This is a genomic window from Enterococcus sp. E4-150, assembly GCF_035726465.1.
Classification (GTDB): domain Bacteria; phylum Bacillota; class Bacilli; order Lactobacillales; family Enterococcaceae; genus Enterococcus_B; species Enterococcus_B faecium.
In genome coordinates, this window is sequence record NZ_JAPRGK010000024.1 from 1 (window position 1) to 14,490 (window position 14,490).

Here is a 14,490-nt window from a genome sequence, read left to right on the forward strand (position 1 = left end):
TAGATTGTAACGCAGGTAGTAACCAACAGCGACAATAATGACGTCTTTTTTGAATTGTTTGCCTTTAAAATGATTCATTACTCTGTCCTCTCTGTCTTTTTTCTCAATTTTACACTAAAATAGATTTCTTGGAAAACTTTGCAACAGAACCAAAATTTGCATGCGTCGGTCTTCGATCAAAGAATAATTGTTTTTCATTTGCTCACCCTCTACCTTTATTCTAGTGATACCTTAACAAATATGAAGACCAATTGTTAGATTAAAAAATGATTAAAAGGTGTGCACACCCTTTCCCTTGATAGTAATATCGGTCGTTTGTTCCGCAAAATCGCTTCAAGCAAGCCAAACTTTTCTCATCTTCCTCGTTTTCTCTTATAATAAATGTAAACAGTCAAATGAGGAGGAAACAAAATGAAATGGCGTGGGGGTAGACAAAGTTCCAATGTGGAAGACCGCTCTGGTCGTTCCGCAGGTTCAGGAGGAAAAATAATGGCCGGCGGTGGTATCGGTACGATTGTTATCGCAATCCTCTTTTTTCTATTCAGTGGAGGTGATTTAAACTCCGTCACAGATATTTTGGGAGGCGGACAAGCCGCTAATTATCAAACAGAAAATGTGGCTTCAGACGAGTATACAGAGGAAAAAGAATTCTCCGCTGTCGTCTTCGGCCATTTGGAAGATTATTGGAATGGTGTTTTTGAAGCAGAACAGACTACGTATCAAGATCCTAAACTGGTTTTATTTACAGGAAGTGTTCAATCGGCTTGTGGGAATGCAACTTCTCAAGTTGGTCCCTTTTATTGCCCTGCCGATCAAAATGTTTATCTGGATCTCAGCTTTGCAACAGAACTTTCTCAAAAGTATGGGGCCAGCGGAGATTTTGCTATGGCCTATGTCATTGCTCATGAAGTTGGTCATCACGTACAAAACGAACTTGGTATTACACAGCAACTCGATAAGATCCGCCAACAGGTTTCTGAAAAAGAATACAATCAATATAGTGTTCGTTTGGAACTACAAGCGGATTATTTAGCCGGTACATTTGCCAAGTATCTACAAGGAAAAACTTATAACGGCCAACCGATTTTAGAAGCTGGTGATATCGAAGAGGCTATCACAGCTGCTAATGCCATCGGTGATGATACGTTACAAAAGGAATACCAAGGATATGTCGTACCAGATAGTTTTACTCATGGGACTTCAAAACAACGAGTTGAATGGTTCAACCGGGGGTTCAAATATGGTGATTTGGAGCATGGAGACACCTTCAATGAAAAAAACCTTGATTTGGTCTACGGATCATAACAAAAACGTTCCTTTTTAGTCACTCTTTTTTCACATTTGGGCGGTATAGTTTATTCATACCAACAAACCCTAACTTTTTCATTTTACTCCTTGCCTGCCAGTCCCCGCTGGCAGGCCCTTTTTTTTCATGGTGCTATTTTAGTTTTTTTTAACCTTTGGCCTGTTTTTTTCTTTAAAACGCTAAGGGTTAATCACAATTTTTTCATATTTTCCGGTTACTATATAAATAACCCAACAAACAACCCAACTTTTTCATTTTTTACTCCTTGTCTGTCAGTCCCCGCTGACAGACTTATTTTTTTTCTTGCCAAAATTCTCAAAATGCGCTAAGGTTATTTATGCGCGGAAGTGGCGGAATGGCAGACGCGCACGCTTCAGGCGCGTGTGAGTATATCTCGTGTGGGTTCAACTCCCATCTTCCGCATTTTGAGCAGATCATCTTGGATGATCTGCTCTTTTTTATGTGTTTCTTTTGTCTAAATAAAGAAAAAAGCTTAAGCTAGAAGTATATCAATAGGAAAAAGATAGGAGGAAATCCAATGAAAGAAGTACCAACAGCGAAAATCAAATTAACTGAGGTCAAAGAACTCTTTGATGCTGGTTATGAAATCTTAGGAGAATTACGGTCTGAGGTGAATGCCCCAGTCGTTAGAGCAAAATTTCTGAATTAAGAAGTGATTGCCATTTATGGAAAAGAAGCAGCAAAAATTTTTTATGATCCACGAAACTTTAAACGTGAAGGAGCAATGCCTAAACTCGTCCGTTCAACCTTGTTAGGTGAAGAGGGGGTTCAAATTTTAGACGGGGAACAACATCACCATCGGAAAAACTACTTTATGGACTTGATGACACCTGAGAGAATGACCGATTACCATGATTTGTTGGAACGAAACCTTTCTCATGAACTGGATAAACAATCCGGTACCTTTGAGCTTTTTTCACTCACAAAAAATGTTCTATTCAAAACGATTTGTGAATGGTCAGGAATCAATCTAGCACCACTGTCTCAATTAGAGATCAGTGAGTTAGCTGATTTTATCAAGTTGCTATGTTCAGCGGGACTGTCACCTCCCCTGTCGCCCATTTAAGAGGCGTCGAATATCGTAAAAAATCTGAGAAATGGGCTCAAGGATTGATTGAAGAAGCTCATCAACATCCTGTTGCTGGCAAAGAATCATTAGCACTTTATACTTTCGCTACTGCCACTGATCTTGAAGGTAATTTACTGCCGATCGAAGTTGCAGCCGTCGATCTGTTAAATATCATCCGCCCTACGGTTGCTTTAACCGTTTGGATCGCTTTGATGGGACATGCCCTTTTTAGTACAACGACCATCTACCAAGCACTTAAACAAAACTTTTCGGAGTTACAGGATTCATTTATTCAAGAATTACGCCGCTTTTATCCTTTCTTTCCAATGATGCCCGCCATTAGCTTGCAAGATGTTGTCGTCGATGGTTATCTGATCCCTAAGGACAGCTGGGTCGTCCAAGATATTTATGGTACGAATCATGATCCGAGAACCTTTGATCAGCCAGATGACTTCAAAGTGGATCGCTTTGTCGGACGTACACAAGCCATTTCCTATGAGGAAGAATATGAAATGATCGCACAAGGAGGCGGTGATTTCCGCAAAATGCACCGCTGTGCTGGTGAATGGATCACCTTGCATACGTTGCGCGTGTTCAGTGATTTACTGGTCAACCACTATCAGTTTGAAGTTCCTGAACAAGATTGGAAGATTCCAATGAATCACTTTCCAACCTATCCAGAAAGTAAAGTTCTCTTATTTAAAGAAGCTGCAATGACCACAGAAAATGAGTAACTACTGATCGTTGTTATTAAGTGCAGCTCACAAAAACGCAGCCCAAGCAAGCTTAGGGCTGCGTTTTTTGCTTACTTCTCTACAGATGCCGTACGGAAATAAAAATAGGCACCGTATGCGGGAAATTGGATATCTTTGATCGTTGACCTGATCAAATAATTTGATGCACTCTGATATAGAGGAACTTGAGCTGCATCTTCTGCTAACAGAATTGATTCTGCTGATTTGTAATCTTCAAATACTTTATCTGGATCATTGGCATCCACGGTACGTGCGTTTTCTGTCAATGCCGTATAGTCCTCGTTGACATATCCACCGTAATTGTAAGAAGAACCTTTTTTATATAAATTGAAATAAGAGTCCAAGTCACTGCTGCCAGCAATCCAACCAGAAATCGACAACTCATATTGACCATCTGCTCGTGATTGATTCAAATTCGTTCGTGGTTGTTTATTGATTGTAATCGTCAAACCAGGCAAATGATCTTGAAGCTGATTTTGCAGATATTCACCGATTTTTTGTCCGTGATCATCATCTGTTACCAATAAAGTCAGTTCAATTTTGTCACCGATAGCTGATTGTGCTTGACTCCATTCTGCTTGTGCTTTGTTACTATCGTATTCATTGTAGTCCCCGCTATAAGTGCGAAAATCTTCATTGGTATTCGGATTGGCATAAAGCCCACTGGGAATAAGGCCATTCAATACGCTTGCTCCATCGTTCAACACATCATTCACGAGACTCTCTTTGTCAATCGCCAAAGCGATGGCTTTACGAAGGTGGACATTTGACAATGGTTTATTTGCCTGTTTATTAAAATCTAAAAAATAGTTGGCAATATCCTTTTGAGTGACTAAGGAGTCATTATTTTGGTACTGTTGCACATAGAGTCCGCTGATTTTTTGCAGATCCAACTCTCCGCTTTCAAACAACTGGATTCCAGTATTCTCCTCTTTGATCGTGGAACCTTTGATTTTATCCAACTTAACTACCGCTTGATCGTAATACTCAGGATTTTTGGCAAGCGTCCATTCTGCACCGGTCTGTTGCCAGTCTTTCAGAATGAAAGGTCCCGTATAGAGCAAGTCTTCACTTGTTTTCCCATATGCCGTCCCTTTTTCTTCAACATAAGACTGTCTTTGAGGCGCTAACCAGCCAATCGACACCACCGATAAAAAAGAAGGTTGCGGCTGTTCCAAATGGACGACAAAGGTCTTTTCATCCGGTGTTTCTAAGCCAATCGTCGCAATGTCTGCTTTCCCTTCGCGAATATCTTGACTGTTGACGACATTGTCTAAAAGATACGCATTAGGCCCCATGGTTTTAGGATCGACCAGTTTCTTCCAAGCATAAGCAAAATCTGCTGCTTGCACTTGCTGCCCATCACTCCATTTGGCTTCTTCCTTTAGTTTAAAGGTATATGTCTTGCCATCTTCACTGATGACTGCTTCCTCCGCCAAACCGGGAACTGGCTGACTCTTTTCATCAAAACGATACGACCCTTCAAAAAGATGCTGGATAACGGTAAACGTAACTTTATCCGTTGTTTGCGTCGTATCTAATGTTGTCAACTCTGCCGGTAAGCTGACTGAAATCTCTTGAACTTCTGGATCTGTCTCCTTTGCGGACGATCCAGTCGTGCTACATCCTGCTAACAAAAAACTTAAAATTCCTACAACAACCAGACCCTTTTTCATTTACTCTCCTCTTTCCTTTTCACTTGCGAGTTGCAAGCTTGATCAAATAAAAAAATCCTCGTCCCTTTGCTGATCATCATTGATCAACAAAGGGACGAAGACTTCGTGTTACCACCCTTTTTCGTGTCATTTTTACAAATAACACCTCATCAGTACGTATGCATACTCGGCAGGATAACGGCTGCGTTCCGTCTAACCAGCGTAAACCAGTTAAAAGACTCTGAGCTCATCTTCACTTAGCGTTCTGTCCCCTTTCTCACCAACCCGGGTTCTCTTTAAACAGTCATCAAAGCTACTCTTCTCATCGATGTCCTATATTCTACTGAATTGATAAAAGTACACTATTCCTCGTTTTTCAAGTCAAACAGTTTTTAGAATTTTCAATCTTTTCAATAATGGCTTCGAGACTTTTTGGAGGGCAAATACTTGCCAGCTTAGTGTTTTTTTTTCTAAGATAAAGAAAAGAAACCTTGCTCGAAAGGATGAAATCAATGAAACTTGCTGAAGCATTATTACTACGAAGAGATCTTGAATCCAAACTCACTCTGTTACGAGAAGAGATTGCCAGTAGTGCCGTGATCCAAGAAGGCGATACGTTAGACCGCAGCATCGGCGACTTACTGCTGGATTATGAAACAACAAACCAAGAATTTGCCCAGTTGGTCATTGCAATCAATCAGCGAAATGCGGTCGCCAAAATCGGTGAACAAGAAACGATTGCTGCTGCATTAGAGAAACGGGAAGCTTTAAGGCGTTCGCATGCGATGCTAACGGCAACATTGGAAGCAGCCAAGGTTGCTCCACGGATGGGACGTAATGAGATTCGTATGATCCGAACGATCGATACCAAGCAAATCACCGACCGTTTGAATCAAACCGCAAAAGCCTTACGTGAATTAGACGGGCAGATTCAACAAACAAATTGGCTTGTTGATTTATAAAACAGCTGGGTGGGAGTCAAAAGCGAGCACAAAGCAGGTACAGGCTTATATGTACACCAATGGGGTCTGGCAGGGACCAGTTTAATGACTGCTGTTCAGTTACAAGCGTACAACTTATATTTTTCAATTAACGACCACGTGCTGGTTTGACAAGGTGGGTGCCTCTGTTTATCTTTTGTTACTCAAAAGGTAAACAGAGGTTTTTTTTCAACAAGACCTCTTTCAAAAGCAAAAGACCCCCTGATCCGTTTCTAACATAGGAAACCAGATCAAGGAATCTTTGATCGTTTAGCTATATAGGTTGAATTAAATACTTTACATCCGCACGCACAGTCGGTCAATCACCTCAAGGGGACGCTCGTTTACATCGGCTAAGAAACCGCGGACCGACTGTTTGATTTTCTGGACGTGGTCAAAAAAACATTGTTGATGACCGATTCCTTGAGCCACTTCCAAACGCCTTCCATTAGGTTCAACTGAGGGCTGTAGGGAGGGAGGAAGATGAGTGCCAGGCGCCTAGCGTTTTCTTCAAAAAATTCTAACATTCCTTCTTTTACTAACAATTTGCGAGTCGAAGCGATCGTACGATGAGTCAAGATATAATGTTTAGATCCTTGTTGTTTCAATTGCGTCAATGTGTCATACACATGATCAAATGTGACAGGTTGGCGTGTATCAAGCGTTTCGTATTGATGGAAATCATCTGAGAATTCTCGAAAGTCCAAATGATATTTTTCAGTCAATGCTTTTGAAGATTTTTCTTTCAATAATCGATAAACAGCTTTTGGATCAGCAACTACTTGCCGATCTTCTAAAGCTTTCATCATGCTGTCAAGCATGATCGGATACGTATCGAACAACGTCCCGTCAAAATCCCATATATATGAATCAAACATTATTTTCTCACTATCTTCCTAATTTTTAAATGAATGTATTGGTGCCGGGATCCGCCCGCCTCGTTGGATAAAGTCCGTCGATTTCGCCGAATTCGTCCGCATGACTGGAGCAGTCCCCAGCAAACCGCCGAATTCGACAGAATCGCCGACTTTTTTATCTTTAGCGGGGATGATCCGCACCGCCGTTGTTTTATGATTGATGACACCGATCGCAGCTTCATCAGCGATCATCGCCGCAATCGTCTCCGCTGGTGTATCTCCGGGGATCGCGATCATGTCCAGACCCACTGAACAAATGGCGGTCATCGCTTCTAATTTCTCCAGATTCAGATAGCCTTCTTCTACGGCTTTGATCATACCTGCATCTTCAGAAACCGGAATGAATGCGCCTGATAAGCCTCCCACATGGTTGCAGGCCATCACGCCGCCTTTTTTCACAGCATCGTTCAATAAAGCCAGTGCGGCCGTTGTACCGTGTGTGCCGACAGATTCCAAGCCCATTTCTTCCAAGATCAACGCGACACTATCACCAACTGCCGGAGTAGGAGCTAATGACAGATCCACAATACCAAAGGGTACGTGCAATCGCTCAGAAGCGATTTGACCGACTAATTGTCCCATCCGCGTGATTTTAAATGCCGTCTTCTTAACTGTTTCAGCAACCACATCGAAAGATTCGCCTTTGACCTTTTCCAGAGCGCGTTTTACTACGCCCGGTCCGCTGACACCGACATTGATCTCGCAATCTGCTTCACCGACCCCGTGGAATGCTCCCGCCATGAAAGGATTGTCTTCCACCGCATTCGCAAAGACTACCAACTTCGCACAGCCCATATCTGAAGCTTCGGCGGTTTGTTTGATGGTTTCACCCATCAATTTGACAGCGTCCATATTGATCCCTGCCCGTGTCGAACCAATATTGACAGAAGAACAGACAAATTCTGTTTCTGCCAAGGCTTCCGGAATCGATTGGATCAAGGACAGGTCCGCTCCTTGATAGCCTTTTTCAACTAATGCGCTATACCCGCCGATAAAATTGATCCCCACCACTTTTGCGGCTTTGTCCAAAACTCGCGCAAAAGCAACACAGTCTTGCCCGCCGCTTGCGGAAGCAACGATTGCGATCGGCGTTACCGAGATCCGCTTGTTGATGATGGGGATCCCAAATTCACTGGCGATCTCGTCACCGACTTTTACAAGATTTTTCGCTTTGCTGGTGATTTTATTATAGATATTTTGACAAGTCTTTTCTGTGCTGGCATCGATACAGTCCAACAATGAAATACCCATTGTGATCGTCCGGATATCAAGATTTTCTTCTTCTACCATCCGGATCGTTTCAAGAATTTGTTTTGTTTCCATCATTTCCCTCCGAATTATAGTTTATGCATCGCATTGAAGATCTCTTCATTTTGAATGCTGATTTTGACGCCCAACGTGTTTTCAACTTGACTCAATGCTTGCTTGATCGCTTCTAAATCAGCCTCTGGTTGCATTTGCAACATCATCATCATGGTAAAATAATCTTCCATGATCGTTTGAGATACATCTAGAATATTGATATTCAATTCTGCCAACTTCTGGCTGACACCGGCAATGATCCCAACCTTGTCCTTCCCGACCACCGTTAAAATAGCTTTCATTATTCTTATTCCTCCAATTTTTTCAATAGTATACCATAATTTATGATAGTTTTATGAAAAATTCTGAAACAAAGGGCTATTTCCTTCAGCCAATATTCGTCTTTAGAGGATCGATTTATTGACGATCTGCAAGTTCTTATCAAAGCGGTAGTGGATCGGCTGCGCATTGGGAATATCAATGGTATCCATTTGGTCTTCCGGTACATCCTCCAAATATTTCACCAGTGCCCGCAGACTGTTGCCATGTCCGGTAATCAAAACATTCTTACCCGAACCCAACAGCGGCGCGATCTCGTCTTGCCATAATGGCGCGACCCGCTGGACCGTCATTTGCAGATTTTCTCCATGAGGAATGTCTTGATCTGCCAATTGTGCGTAACGGCGATCAAAATGGTTTTCTTCTACTAATGGAGGCATTTCATAATAATCTCGACGCCAGCGTTTGACTTGATCTGCCCCGAATTCTCGTGCCATTTCATCCTTATTTTTCCCTACTAAAGCGCCATAATGCCGCTCGTTCAGACGCCAGGTTTTAAATGTCGGTATCCGTAACTGATCGCTTTCTTCTAAGATAATCTGGCAAGTCAATGATGCCCGCTTCAATACTGACGTAAATGCAGCGTCAAACTCGATCTGCGCGTTTTTGATTTTTTCCCCTGCCTTACGAGCCTGTTCCTGTCCTTTTTCTGTCAGAGAAACATCCAGCCATCCCATCCAATAATTTTCAAAATTTGCTTCACTTTCCCCGTGCCGCATCAGTACTACATCCATATGGTGTTAGGATGATTTAGTGGACACATTTTGGGAGAGGACTATAATAACCTCGAACGAAAGGAAGTTCGCTAAATGAAAAAGTACAGTCAAGAAAGAAAAGACATGATCCTTCAACTCGTCGCAACTGGTAAGCCGGTTGCCGAAATTTCCCGTGAATATGGCATTGCAGAACAAACGATTTACAAATGGAAGAAAAGCAACACGCCCGTTACTGGCAGTTCGCTGACTCCCGCTCAGATTAAACAGATGGAAAAAGAAATGACGCGTCTGCGACAGGAGAACGAAATCTTAAAAAAAGCAATGGCTATATTCACGAAGTAAACTTATACAGTAAAATCCTCTTCATTGAAAACGAGAGCAACGAGTATCCGACGCGCATGCTTTTGCGAGTAATGGAAGTAGCTCCAAGCACGTATTATAAGGAACTCAAACACACACCAAGTCAGCGTGAACTTGAAAATGAACGCATCGATAAAGCCATCTTATCGATTTACACAGACAGCAAGAAACGTTATGGTGCCTGGAAAATTCATCATCAGCTGATAGAGCAAGGCTTTGATTTGTCGATCAAACGGGTGCAAAAACGGATGCGTCTCCTTGGCATCCATTCGATCACCGTAAAAAAATATCATCCAACCAAGGCTTCTAAAGAGCGCGTTGAAGAACGGACAAATCTCTTAAACCAAGATTTCTCCACAACCAGCATCAATCAAAAATGGGCCGCTGATATCACATATATCTCGACTGCAAAAGACGGCTGGACCTACCTGGCTTCTGTGATCGATCTTTATTCGAAAAAGATCATCGGCTACACTTACGCCAAGCAGATGACCACTGAAATCGTGATGAATGCGCTAGAATCAGCAATCCAAAATCAACAACCGACAGACGGACTGATCATCCAAACCGATCTTGGTTCGCAGTATACTAGCTCCGATTTTGAGGAAGCAATGCGCACGAACAAGATAACGCACTCTTATAGTCGCAAAGGTACGCCTTACGACAATTCCTGTATCGAATCGTTTCACGCGGCATTAAAGAAAGAAGAAGTCTATCAAACGACCTATCATTCTTATGAAGAAGCCAAACTCGAACTGTTTCAATATATTGAAGGATGGTACAACCGCAAGCGAATTCATGGAGCAATTGGCTATCTGACACCACAACAGGCAGAAGACCAAGCTCGGCAGCACGCGCAATAGCTACTCACATTTTTTGAACGAATCCACGAGAATCTCTTTTCATGGTTTCAGAGAATGGTCAAACGGTTTTAGTTTGACGATTGTCTGAAATCATGAAACAACTCGAGAGTGGATTGGTTGCAAAAAAACTCTCAAAAAATGAGTCCACTTTATTGACACAGATCCAAACCCTTGGTTTCTTCCCAAGCGGATGGCATGCTAATCTCTCTTAAATTAGCTTGTTTACTCCAATTAGGATCGTTAAGAATAATTGATCGATTTCCTAAAGAATCAGTTGTATTTGGCTCCTCAACATCATTCAACGGCTCTAGTTCAACCACATAGTTTGGCTCTGCATAATTGACCATATCAGAAGCATTAAATGTTCTTACTGCCTCTTCCACACTAATTTCTTCGTTCAATTTCACTAATAATACTTGATCTCGCTTATTATAATCGCTTTCATTTGTCCTAAGAGTCAAATCTTTTTCCACCATAACTTTTACACCCAATAAATTTTGCGGTTTATTTTTCTCTGTTGAAATTCTTTGTGTAGCCTTTAAACTGACAATTAGCTCATTGGGTACATACTCTATTTGAGAGTCATCTAATTGGCTCATAATCCTTTCTTTTTGGTTAGTATCTGCAGTTACTTGTTTAGTATGAGCCATGAACCCAAACATACTCACCCCAACAACCAATCCTAAATATATTTTCTTTTTAAACTTTTTCATCTACATCTCCTCCTAATAGTTTTATTTTAGAGTTAGCTCTATTACTTATTTACTAACTCAACAACAGATTATCATACACTTGTTAATGAAATCACAATATCTCATTAAAACACACCCTAAAATCATAACCGTTCCTATGCTCATTTTTTGGATTTTTTAATCACGTAACCAGAAAAATAAATCCCCTCTATTTCACGCAAATCAAAGAAGAACTAAGTAACTACCGTTTAAAGGTAGTTACTTAGTTCTTCTTTGATTATTATCTAACTTTATTATTCATTCCCCACCCTTTGCGCAGTGAGTCTTCGGTATCTTGTTTTATCTGACTGGTAGTTCTTATTATTTCTCCACGATCATCTAACTCTGGAACAATTGGATATTTTTCTCTGAACAAGTCTAGTTCTTTCACCACGTCATTAAACAAATCTTGCTTATCTTCTTGCGTAAGATTCTGTTTAATATACTCATCTAAAGCTTTTCTAAGCAATTCATCTCTTGTCATATTAGTCTCATACTTTTCTACTAAAACTCTGGAAGTCGCATTTAACAAAGTCGACAGTTTTAAAGGATGCTTGGTGGAATAAACCTTATCAAACTTTCTGATTGGTGCGCCAACTTTTTTTGTTCTTCCTCTACTCTGTCTTTCAACATTGGAGGAAGTTTTTATTTCTTGAACTTGGTGCACTTCTAATTGCTTATTTTCAGATGGTGTAATTGCTTGCTGCTTTTTCTTTGCTTCTGCTTCTTTTTTTATTTTGGCGAGTCCTTTGTTGTTCCCAAAAATATCAAGTCCTTTGATGTCAGCCAATTACTCCACCTCCGCATACCAATTCTCGTGTTCTTCCAATTCTTTCAAAATACTGATAAATAATTCGTGGCTTTTGCGATCCCATTGTTTTAAGAGACCTTTCTTTGTCTTCTCCATCGTAATACCTGATCCGTCGTATCGTTTTAAGCGCGCATTTTTGAGTACAACATTTTTAATCAAATGTTCCCCATAAATCTCTTGGGCTTGTTTATACATTTCCTGATCTACTGCGTCACCGCTTTCCAACATGAAAGGAATAACACCAGCAACATATAAATTTGTATCAAATTCTTTCACAAAAAAGTCCATATACTCAAGATATTGCATCGCATTTCTCATCGATTTTACTTGGGTCTGTAAGACGACGATTGCCCAGTCCGCAATGTACATCGCGGATTTACTATATACAGAAATAGAAGGTGGGACATCTAAATAGATGACGTCAAACTCATCAAATAATGGTTCTAGCTTTTCTTTCATATATTTGAATTGGGATAATGAATCATTATATTGGTCTTTGATCCAATCATCATACATTTCAAAGGACATGTCTGCTGGAAGTATATAGAGGTTATTGATTACTTTATAGACAGCCTCTTTAGGTGGAAGATTGTTTATCAACACGTCAGTCACAGTATTTTCGTAAACAATCGGTTCACCTTCTCCGCCTCCTTCTTCGTTAGTGAAGTTCATATGCGTTAAGTTCATCACATCAGAAGTATTTCCTTGCATATCCAAGTCAATTATCAAGGTTCTTTTTCCTTCATTAACTGCTGATTCAAACCCTAACATTTGCGCGCACGTACTTTTACCTACGCCACCTTTAAAATTACCGATTACATATTTCTTCGCTACCACGTTCCTACCTCTTTTCTTTTAGCAATATTCATTTGATACTATTATAACATATTTATTTTTAGTTACTACCAAAAAAAAAATATATATGTACTACCTTATAATTAATAAGGAAAAGGTAGTACATAAATAAGGAAAAGCTGAAATATATTGATTTATAGCTTTCCTCAAAGTAATGACGTTATTTAATTTATCGAGAAGCAGAGAATACTCGCGACTTTAGTCATGTAGACGAATCAGATTTTCGATAAAAAAGAAGCCGTCCTTCTTAAGAACGACAACAAATCACTAGATTAATTTTTTCAACTGTTCATAAAAGTTTTCATGCGTTCCACATAAGAATACTGGAATAACCTTGTTTTCTATAATCTCGTAAGCTACTCTATATGTTGTGCCCGCATATTTGAACCCACTAGACCAAATACCTGATAAATCCCCAGTTTTTTGTTCACCCTTATATGGATCAATCGCAATTTCATCATAAATTAAATTCAAAAATTTTTCTTTCAATGGCTTCTCTTTTAGCTTTTTTAAATACTTAATGACATGTTTTGAAGGAACGATTTCATAAGCCAATTTCTGTTGCCAACTCCTCTTTAGTCATTACTTTAGAATTAGTAAGTGTATCTTCAGCAATATCTCTAAAGGAAGAATGCATTTTGTTTTTTCTATTCTTAAATTCTACAAGAATCTCATCTTTATCGTAGCCTTCTGCAATTATATCAGACAAAATATCTTCGCTAAAATCATAAAATTCTTTTTGTGGTTCAACAAATTCATAAAGAATACCATTCTCTACCAACTTTGCTTCAACTTCGACTCCATTAGGAACATTAAAATCTTTAGGTACTGTCAACATGATTGAATTGCCTTGTTTTCTTGTTTTTGTAATCATTTAAATCCCTCATTTCTAACAGTATGTAATTACTTAGTAAATACATTATACCACGAGATAATGTATTTACAAGTAATTACTGTGACTCGTAATGCGTCCTTGCTGAATAAATTTCAACCACGTGTTCATCTTCATCTACCTTATAAACAACCCGGTGTTGTCTATTCAATCTTCTAGAATACCTACCTTCATGTGTAGGTTTTAACTTCTCAAATGATTGGGTAGGGAGATAGGGATCTTCCTTTAAAGTCTGAATAACCTTCTCAAATTGAGGTTTCAAATTAGACTGTTTGATTTTCTTTAAATCAGCTTTAGCCGAGTTTTTAATCATCACAGAATAGTTATTCATTATAAGTTATCCCAATCAATTTCATCAACATTAGTAAATCCACTATCATCTTTTTCTCGCTTACGAACAACACCCAAAGTGCCTATTTGCTCAAGTAATAGCGTTTCTTTGATTGCTTTCCAATCATCCAAACCAATAAGCACCGCATTATTTTCACTGCGCTCACTAATGATTTCAATTTCCGTATGATTCTCATTTACATCTTTCAACAACTTATAAAAATTTTTCCGTGCTGAGTTAGGATTTAAGACTGTTTTTGCCATATCTACTCCCCCTCTAATTTATATCTCCATTCTAACGTACTTAATTAAGTACGTAAATTCGATTGTTTTGTTTAAATTGGAGTACCAAAACAGCATTGTAAAGTGTTATCCGTTTCCTTTATACCCGTGGTGCTAGTTAATTTTTTCCTAGAGGAAAATGTCTAAACATGTTGGTAAATCAACAAAAAAACGCATAGAGTAGTCTCAAAACTCCCAAGAAATGAGGACTACATATGCGTTCATCAAAATATACTGAACATTATACAGATACTTTTATAACATTCAAGGAAATTATGAGAACTGTTTCTAACATATACCACAATT

15 protein-coding genes, 1 tRNA gene and 2 pseudogenes are annotated in these 14,490 nt (G+C 39.7%); 6 read left to right on the forward strand and 12 right to left on the reverse strand.

Annotated elements, in window-relative coordinates:
- The first annotated feature begins 411 nt into the window (after window positions 1–411).
- The 3 genes and pseudogenes from ypfJ (at window position 412) to OZ002_RS12515 (ending at window position 3,130) form a co-directional block, all read left to right on the forward strand.
- Complete coding sequence (ypfJ, locus tag OZ002_RS12505) at window positions 412–1,305, forward strand: KPN_02809 family neutral zinc metallopeptidase (RefSeq protein ID WP_325083429.1); 894 nt, start codon at window positions 412–414, stop codon at window positions 1,303–1,305.
- Between the two features lie 342 nt (window positions 1,306–1,647).
- Window positions 1,648–1,729 (forward strand) — tRNA-Leu (locus OZ002_RS12510).
- A 115-nt stretch (window positions 1,730–1,844) separates the two neighbouring features.
- A pseudogene (locus tag OZ002_RS12515) lies at window positions 1,845–3,130 on the forward strand (cytochrome P450).
- 71 nt (window positions 3,131–3,201) lie between these two features.
- On the opposite strand, the gene OZ002_RS12520 reads toward OZ002_RS12515, so the two are convergent.
- A complete protein-coding gene (locus tag OZ002_RS12520; protein WP_002336223.1) occupies window positions 3,202–4,827 on the reverse strand; it encodes a peptide ABC transporter substrate-binding protein in 1,626 nt (541 codons plus the stop codon).
- Window positions 4,828–5,318: 491 nt separating this feature from the next.
- Between OZ002_RS12520 and OZ002_RS12525 the strand changes: the two genes are divergently transcribed.
- Window positions 5,319–5,768, forward strand: coding sequence for a DIP1984 family protein (locus OZ002_RS12525; RefSeq protein WP_325083430.1), 450 nt, complete (start codon window positions 5,319–5,321; stop codon window positions 5,766–5,768).
- 371 nt (window positions 5,769–6,139) lie between these two features.
- On the opposite strand, the gene OZ002_RS12530 is transcribed toward OZ002_RS12525, so the two are convergent.
- The 4 genes from OZ002_RS12530 to OZ002_RS12545 form a co-directional block, all read right to left on the reverse strand.
- Window positions 6,140–6,664, reverse strand: a complete 525-nt coding sequence (locus tag OZ002_RS12530) for an HAD hydrolase-like protein (RefSeq protein ID WP_002316725.1) — start codon at window positions 6,662–6,664, stop codon at window positions 6,140–6,142.
- A gap of 18 nt (window positions 6,665–6,682) precedes the next feature.
- Window positions 6,683–8,026, reverse strand: a complete 1,344-nt coding sequence (locus OZ002_RS12535; protein WP_002332322.1) for a PFL family protein — start codon at window positions 8,024–8,026, stop codon at window positions 6,683–6,685.
- Between the two features lie 14 nt (window positions 8,027–8,040).
- On the reverse strand, window positions 8,041–8,307 hold the full coding sequence (locus OZ002_RS12540; RefSeq protein WP_002290085.1) for an ACT domain-containing protein: 267 nt from the start codon (window positions 8,305–8,307) through the stop codon (window positions 8,041–8,043).
- Between the two features lie 102 nt (window positions 8,308–8,409).
- Window positions 8,410–9,078 (reverse strand): 2,3-bisphosphoglycerate-dependent phosphoglycerate mutase, encoded by a 669-nt coding sequence (locus tag OZ002_RS12545; RefSeq protein WP_325083432.1) that lies wholly within the window; start codon window positions 9,076–9,078, stop codon window positions 8,410–8,412.
- A gap of 75 nt (window positions 9,079–9,153) precedes the next feature.
- Here OZ002_RS12545 and OZ002_RS12550 point away from each other — a divergent pair.
- A protein-coding gene (locus OZ002_RS12550) for an IS3 family transposase (protein WP_119657924.1) occupies window positions 9,154–10,283 on the forward strand; the annotation gives its coding sequence in 2 pieces (ribosomal slippage) (window positions 9,154–9,382 and window positions 9,382–10,283; 1,131 coding nt in all).
- A 149-nt stretch (window positions 10,284–10,432) separates the two neighbouring features.
- On the opposite strand, the gene OZ002_RS12555 is transcribed toward OZ002_RS12550, so the two are convergent.
- From OZ002_RS12555 to OZ002_RS12585, 7 genes are all read right to left on the reverse strand, one after another.
- Window positions 10,433–10,996 (reverse strand): S8 family serine peptidase, encoded by a 564-nt coding sequence (locus OZ002_RS12555; protein ID WP_002316729.1) that lies wholly within the window; start codon window positions 10,994–10,996, stop codon window positions 10,433–10,435.
- Window positions 10,997–11,255: 259 nt separating this feature from the next.
- Window positions 11,256–11,804 carry a hypothetical protein gene (locus tag OZ002_RS12560; RefSeq protein ID WP_002292681.1) on the reverse strand — a complete coding sequence of 183 codons (549 nt, stop codon included), beginning with the start codon at window positions 11,802–11,804 and terminating at the stop codon, window positions 11,256–11,258.
- A complete protein-coding gene (locus tag OZ002_RS12565) occupies window positions 11,805–12,662 on the reverse strand; it encodes a ParA family protein (protein ID WP_002292680.1) in 858 nt (285 codons plus the stop codon).
- A gap of 285 nt (window positions 12,663–12,947) precedes the next feature.
- The gene (locus OZ002_RS12570) at window positions 12,948–13,235 is read right to left on the reverse strand and encodes a type II toxin-antitoxin system RelE/ParE family toxin (RefSeq protein WP_130624911.1); all 288 of its coding nucleotides are present in this window, start codon (window positions 13,233–13,235) and stop codon (window positions 12,948–12,950) included.
- Window positions 13,225–13,554, reverse strand: coding sequence for an AbrB/MazE/SpoVT family DNA-binding domain-containing protein (locus OZ002_RS12575; RefSeq protein WP_002292678.1), 330 nt, complete (start codon window positions 13,552–13,554; stop codon window positions 13,225–13,227). The genes OZ002_RS12570 and OZ002_RS12575 overlap by 11 nt, the downstream gene beginning before the upstream one ends.
- A 76-nt stretch (window positions 13,555–13,630) precedes the next feature.
- A complete protein-coding gene (locus OZ002_RS12580) occupies window positions 13,631–13,903 on the reverse strand; it encodes a Txe/YoeB family addiction module toxin (RefSeq protein WP_002314366.1) in 273 nt (90 codons plus the stop codon).
- The gene (locus OZ002_RS12585) at window positions 13,903–14,166 is read right to left on the reverse strand and encodes a type II toxin-antitoxin system Phd/YefM family antitoxin (RefSeq protein WP_325083438.1); all 264 of its coding nucleotides are present in this window, start codon (window positions 14,164–14,166) and stop codon (window positions 13,903–13,905) included. Before OZ002_RS12585 ends, OZ002_RS12580 begins: the two co-directional genes overlap by 1 nt.
- A 233-nt stretch (window positions 14,167–14,399) precedes the next feature.
- On the opposite strand from OZ002_RS12585, the pseudogene OZ002_RS12590 reads away from it, so the two are divergent.
- Window positions 14,400–14,490: pseudogene (locus OZ002_RS12590) on the forward strand (IS982 family transposase); the annotation flags it as partial.

Excerpts from the sequence above, each read along its gene's own strand:
- ypfJ (WP_325083429.1), top strand. The coding sequence starts at position 412 with ATGAAATGGCGTGGGGGTAGACAAAGTTCCAATGTGGAAGACCGCTCT.
- OZ002_RS12520 (WP_002336223.1), bottom strand. The coding sequence starts at position 4,827 with ATGAAAAAGGGTCTGGTTGTTGTAGGAATTTTAAGTTTTTTGTTAGCA.
- OZ002_RS12525 (WP_325083430.1), top strand. The coding sequence starts at position 5,319 with ATGAAACTTGCTGAAGCATTATTACTACGAAGAGATCTTGAATCCAAA.
- OZ002_RS12530 (WP_002316725.1), bottom strand. The coding sequence starts at position 6,664 with ATGTTTGATTCATATATATGGGATTTTGACGGGACGTTGTTCGATACG.
- OZ002_RS12535 (WP_002332322.1), bottom strand. The coding sequence starts at position 8,026 with ATGGAAACAAAACAAATTCTTGAAACGATCCGGATGGTAGAAGAAGAA.
- OZ002_RS12540 (WP_002290085.1), bottom strand. The coding sequence starts at position 8,307 with ATGAAAGCTATTTTAACGGTGGTCGGGAAGGACAAGGTTGGGATCATT.
- OZ002_RS12545 (WP_325083432.1), bottom strand. The coding sequence starts at position 9,078 with ATGGATGTAGTACTGATGCGGCACGGGGAAAGTGAAGCAAATTTTGAA.
- OZ002_RS12555 (WP_002316729.1), bottom strand. The coding sequence starts at position 10,996 with ATGAAAAAGTTTAAAAAGAAAATATATTTAGGATTGGTTGTTGGGGTG.
- OZ002_RS12575 (WP_002292678.1), bottom strand. The coding sequence starts at position 13,554 with ATGATTACAAAAACAAGAAAACAAGGCAATTCAATCATGTTGACAGTA.
- OZ002_RS12580 (WP_002314366.1), bottom strand. The coding sequence starts at position 13,903 with ATGAATAACTATTCTGTGATGATTAAAAACTCGGCTAAAGCTGATTTA.
- OZ002_RS12585 (WP_325083438.1), bottom strand. The coding sequence starts at position 14,166 with ATGGCAAAAACAGTCTTAAATCCTAACTCAGCACGGAAAAATTTTTAT.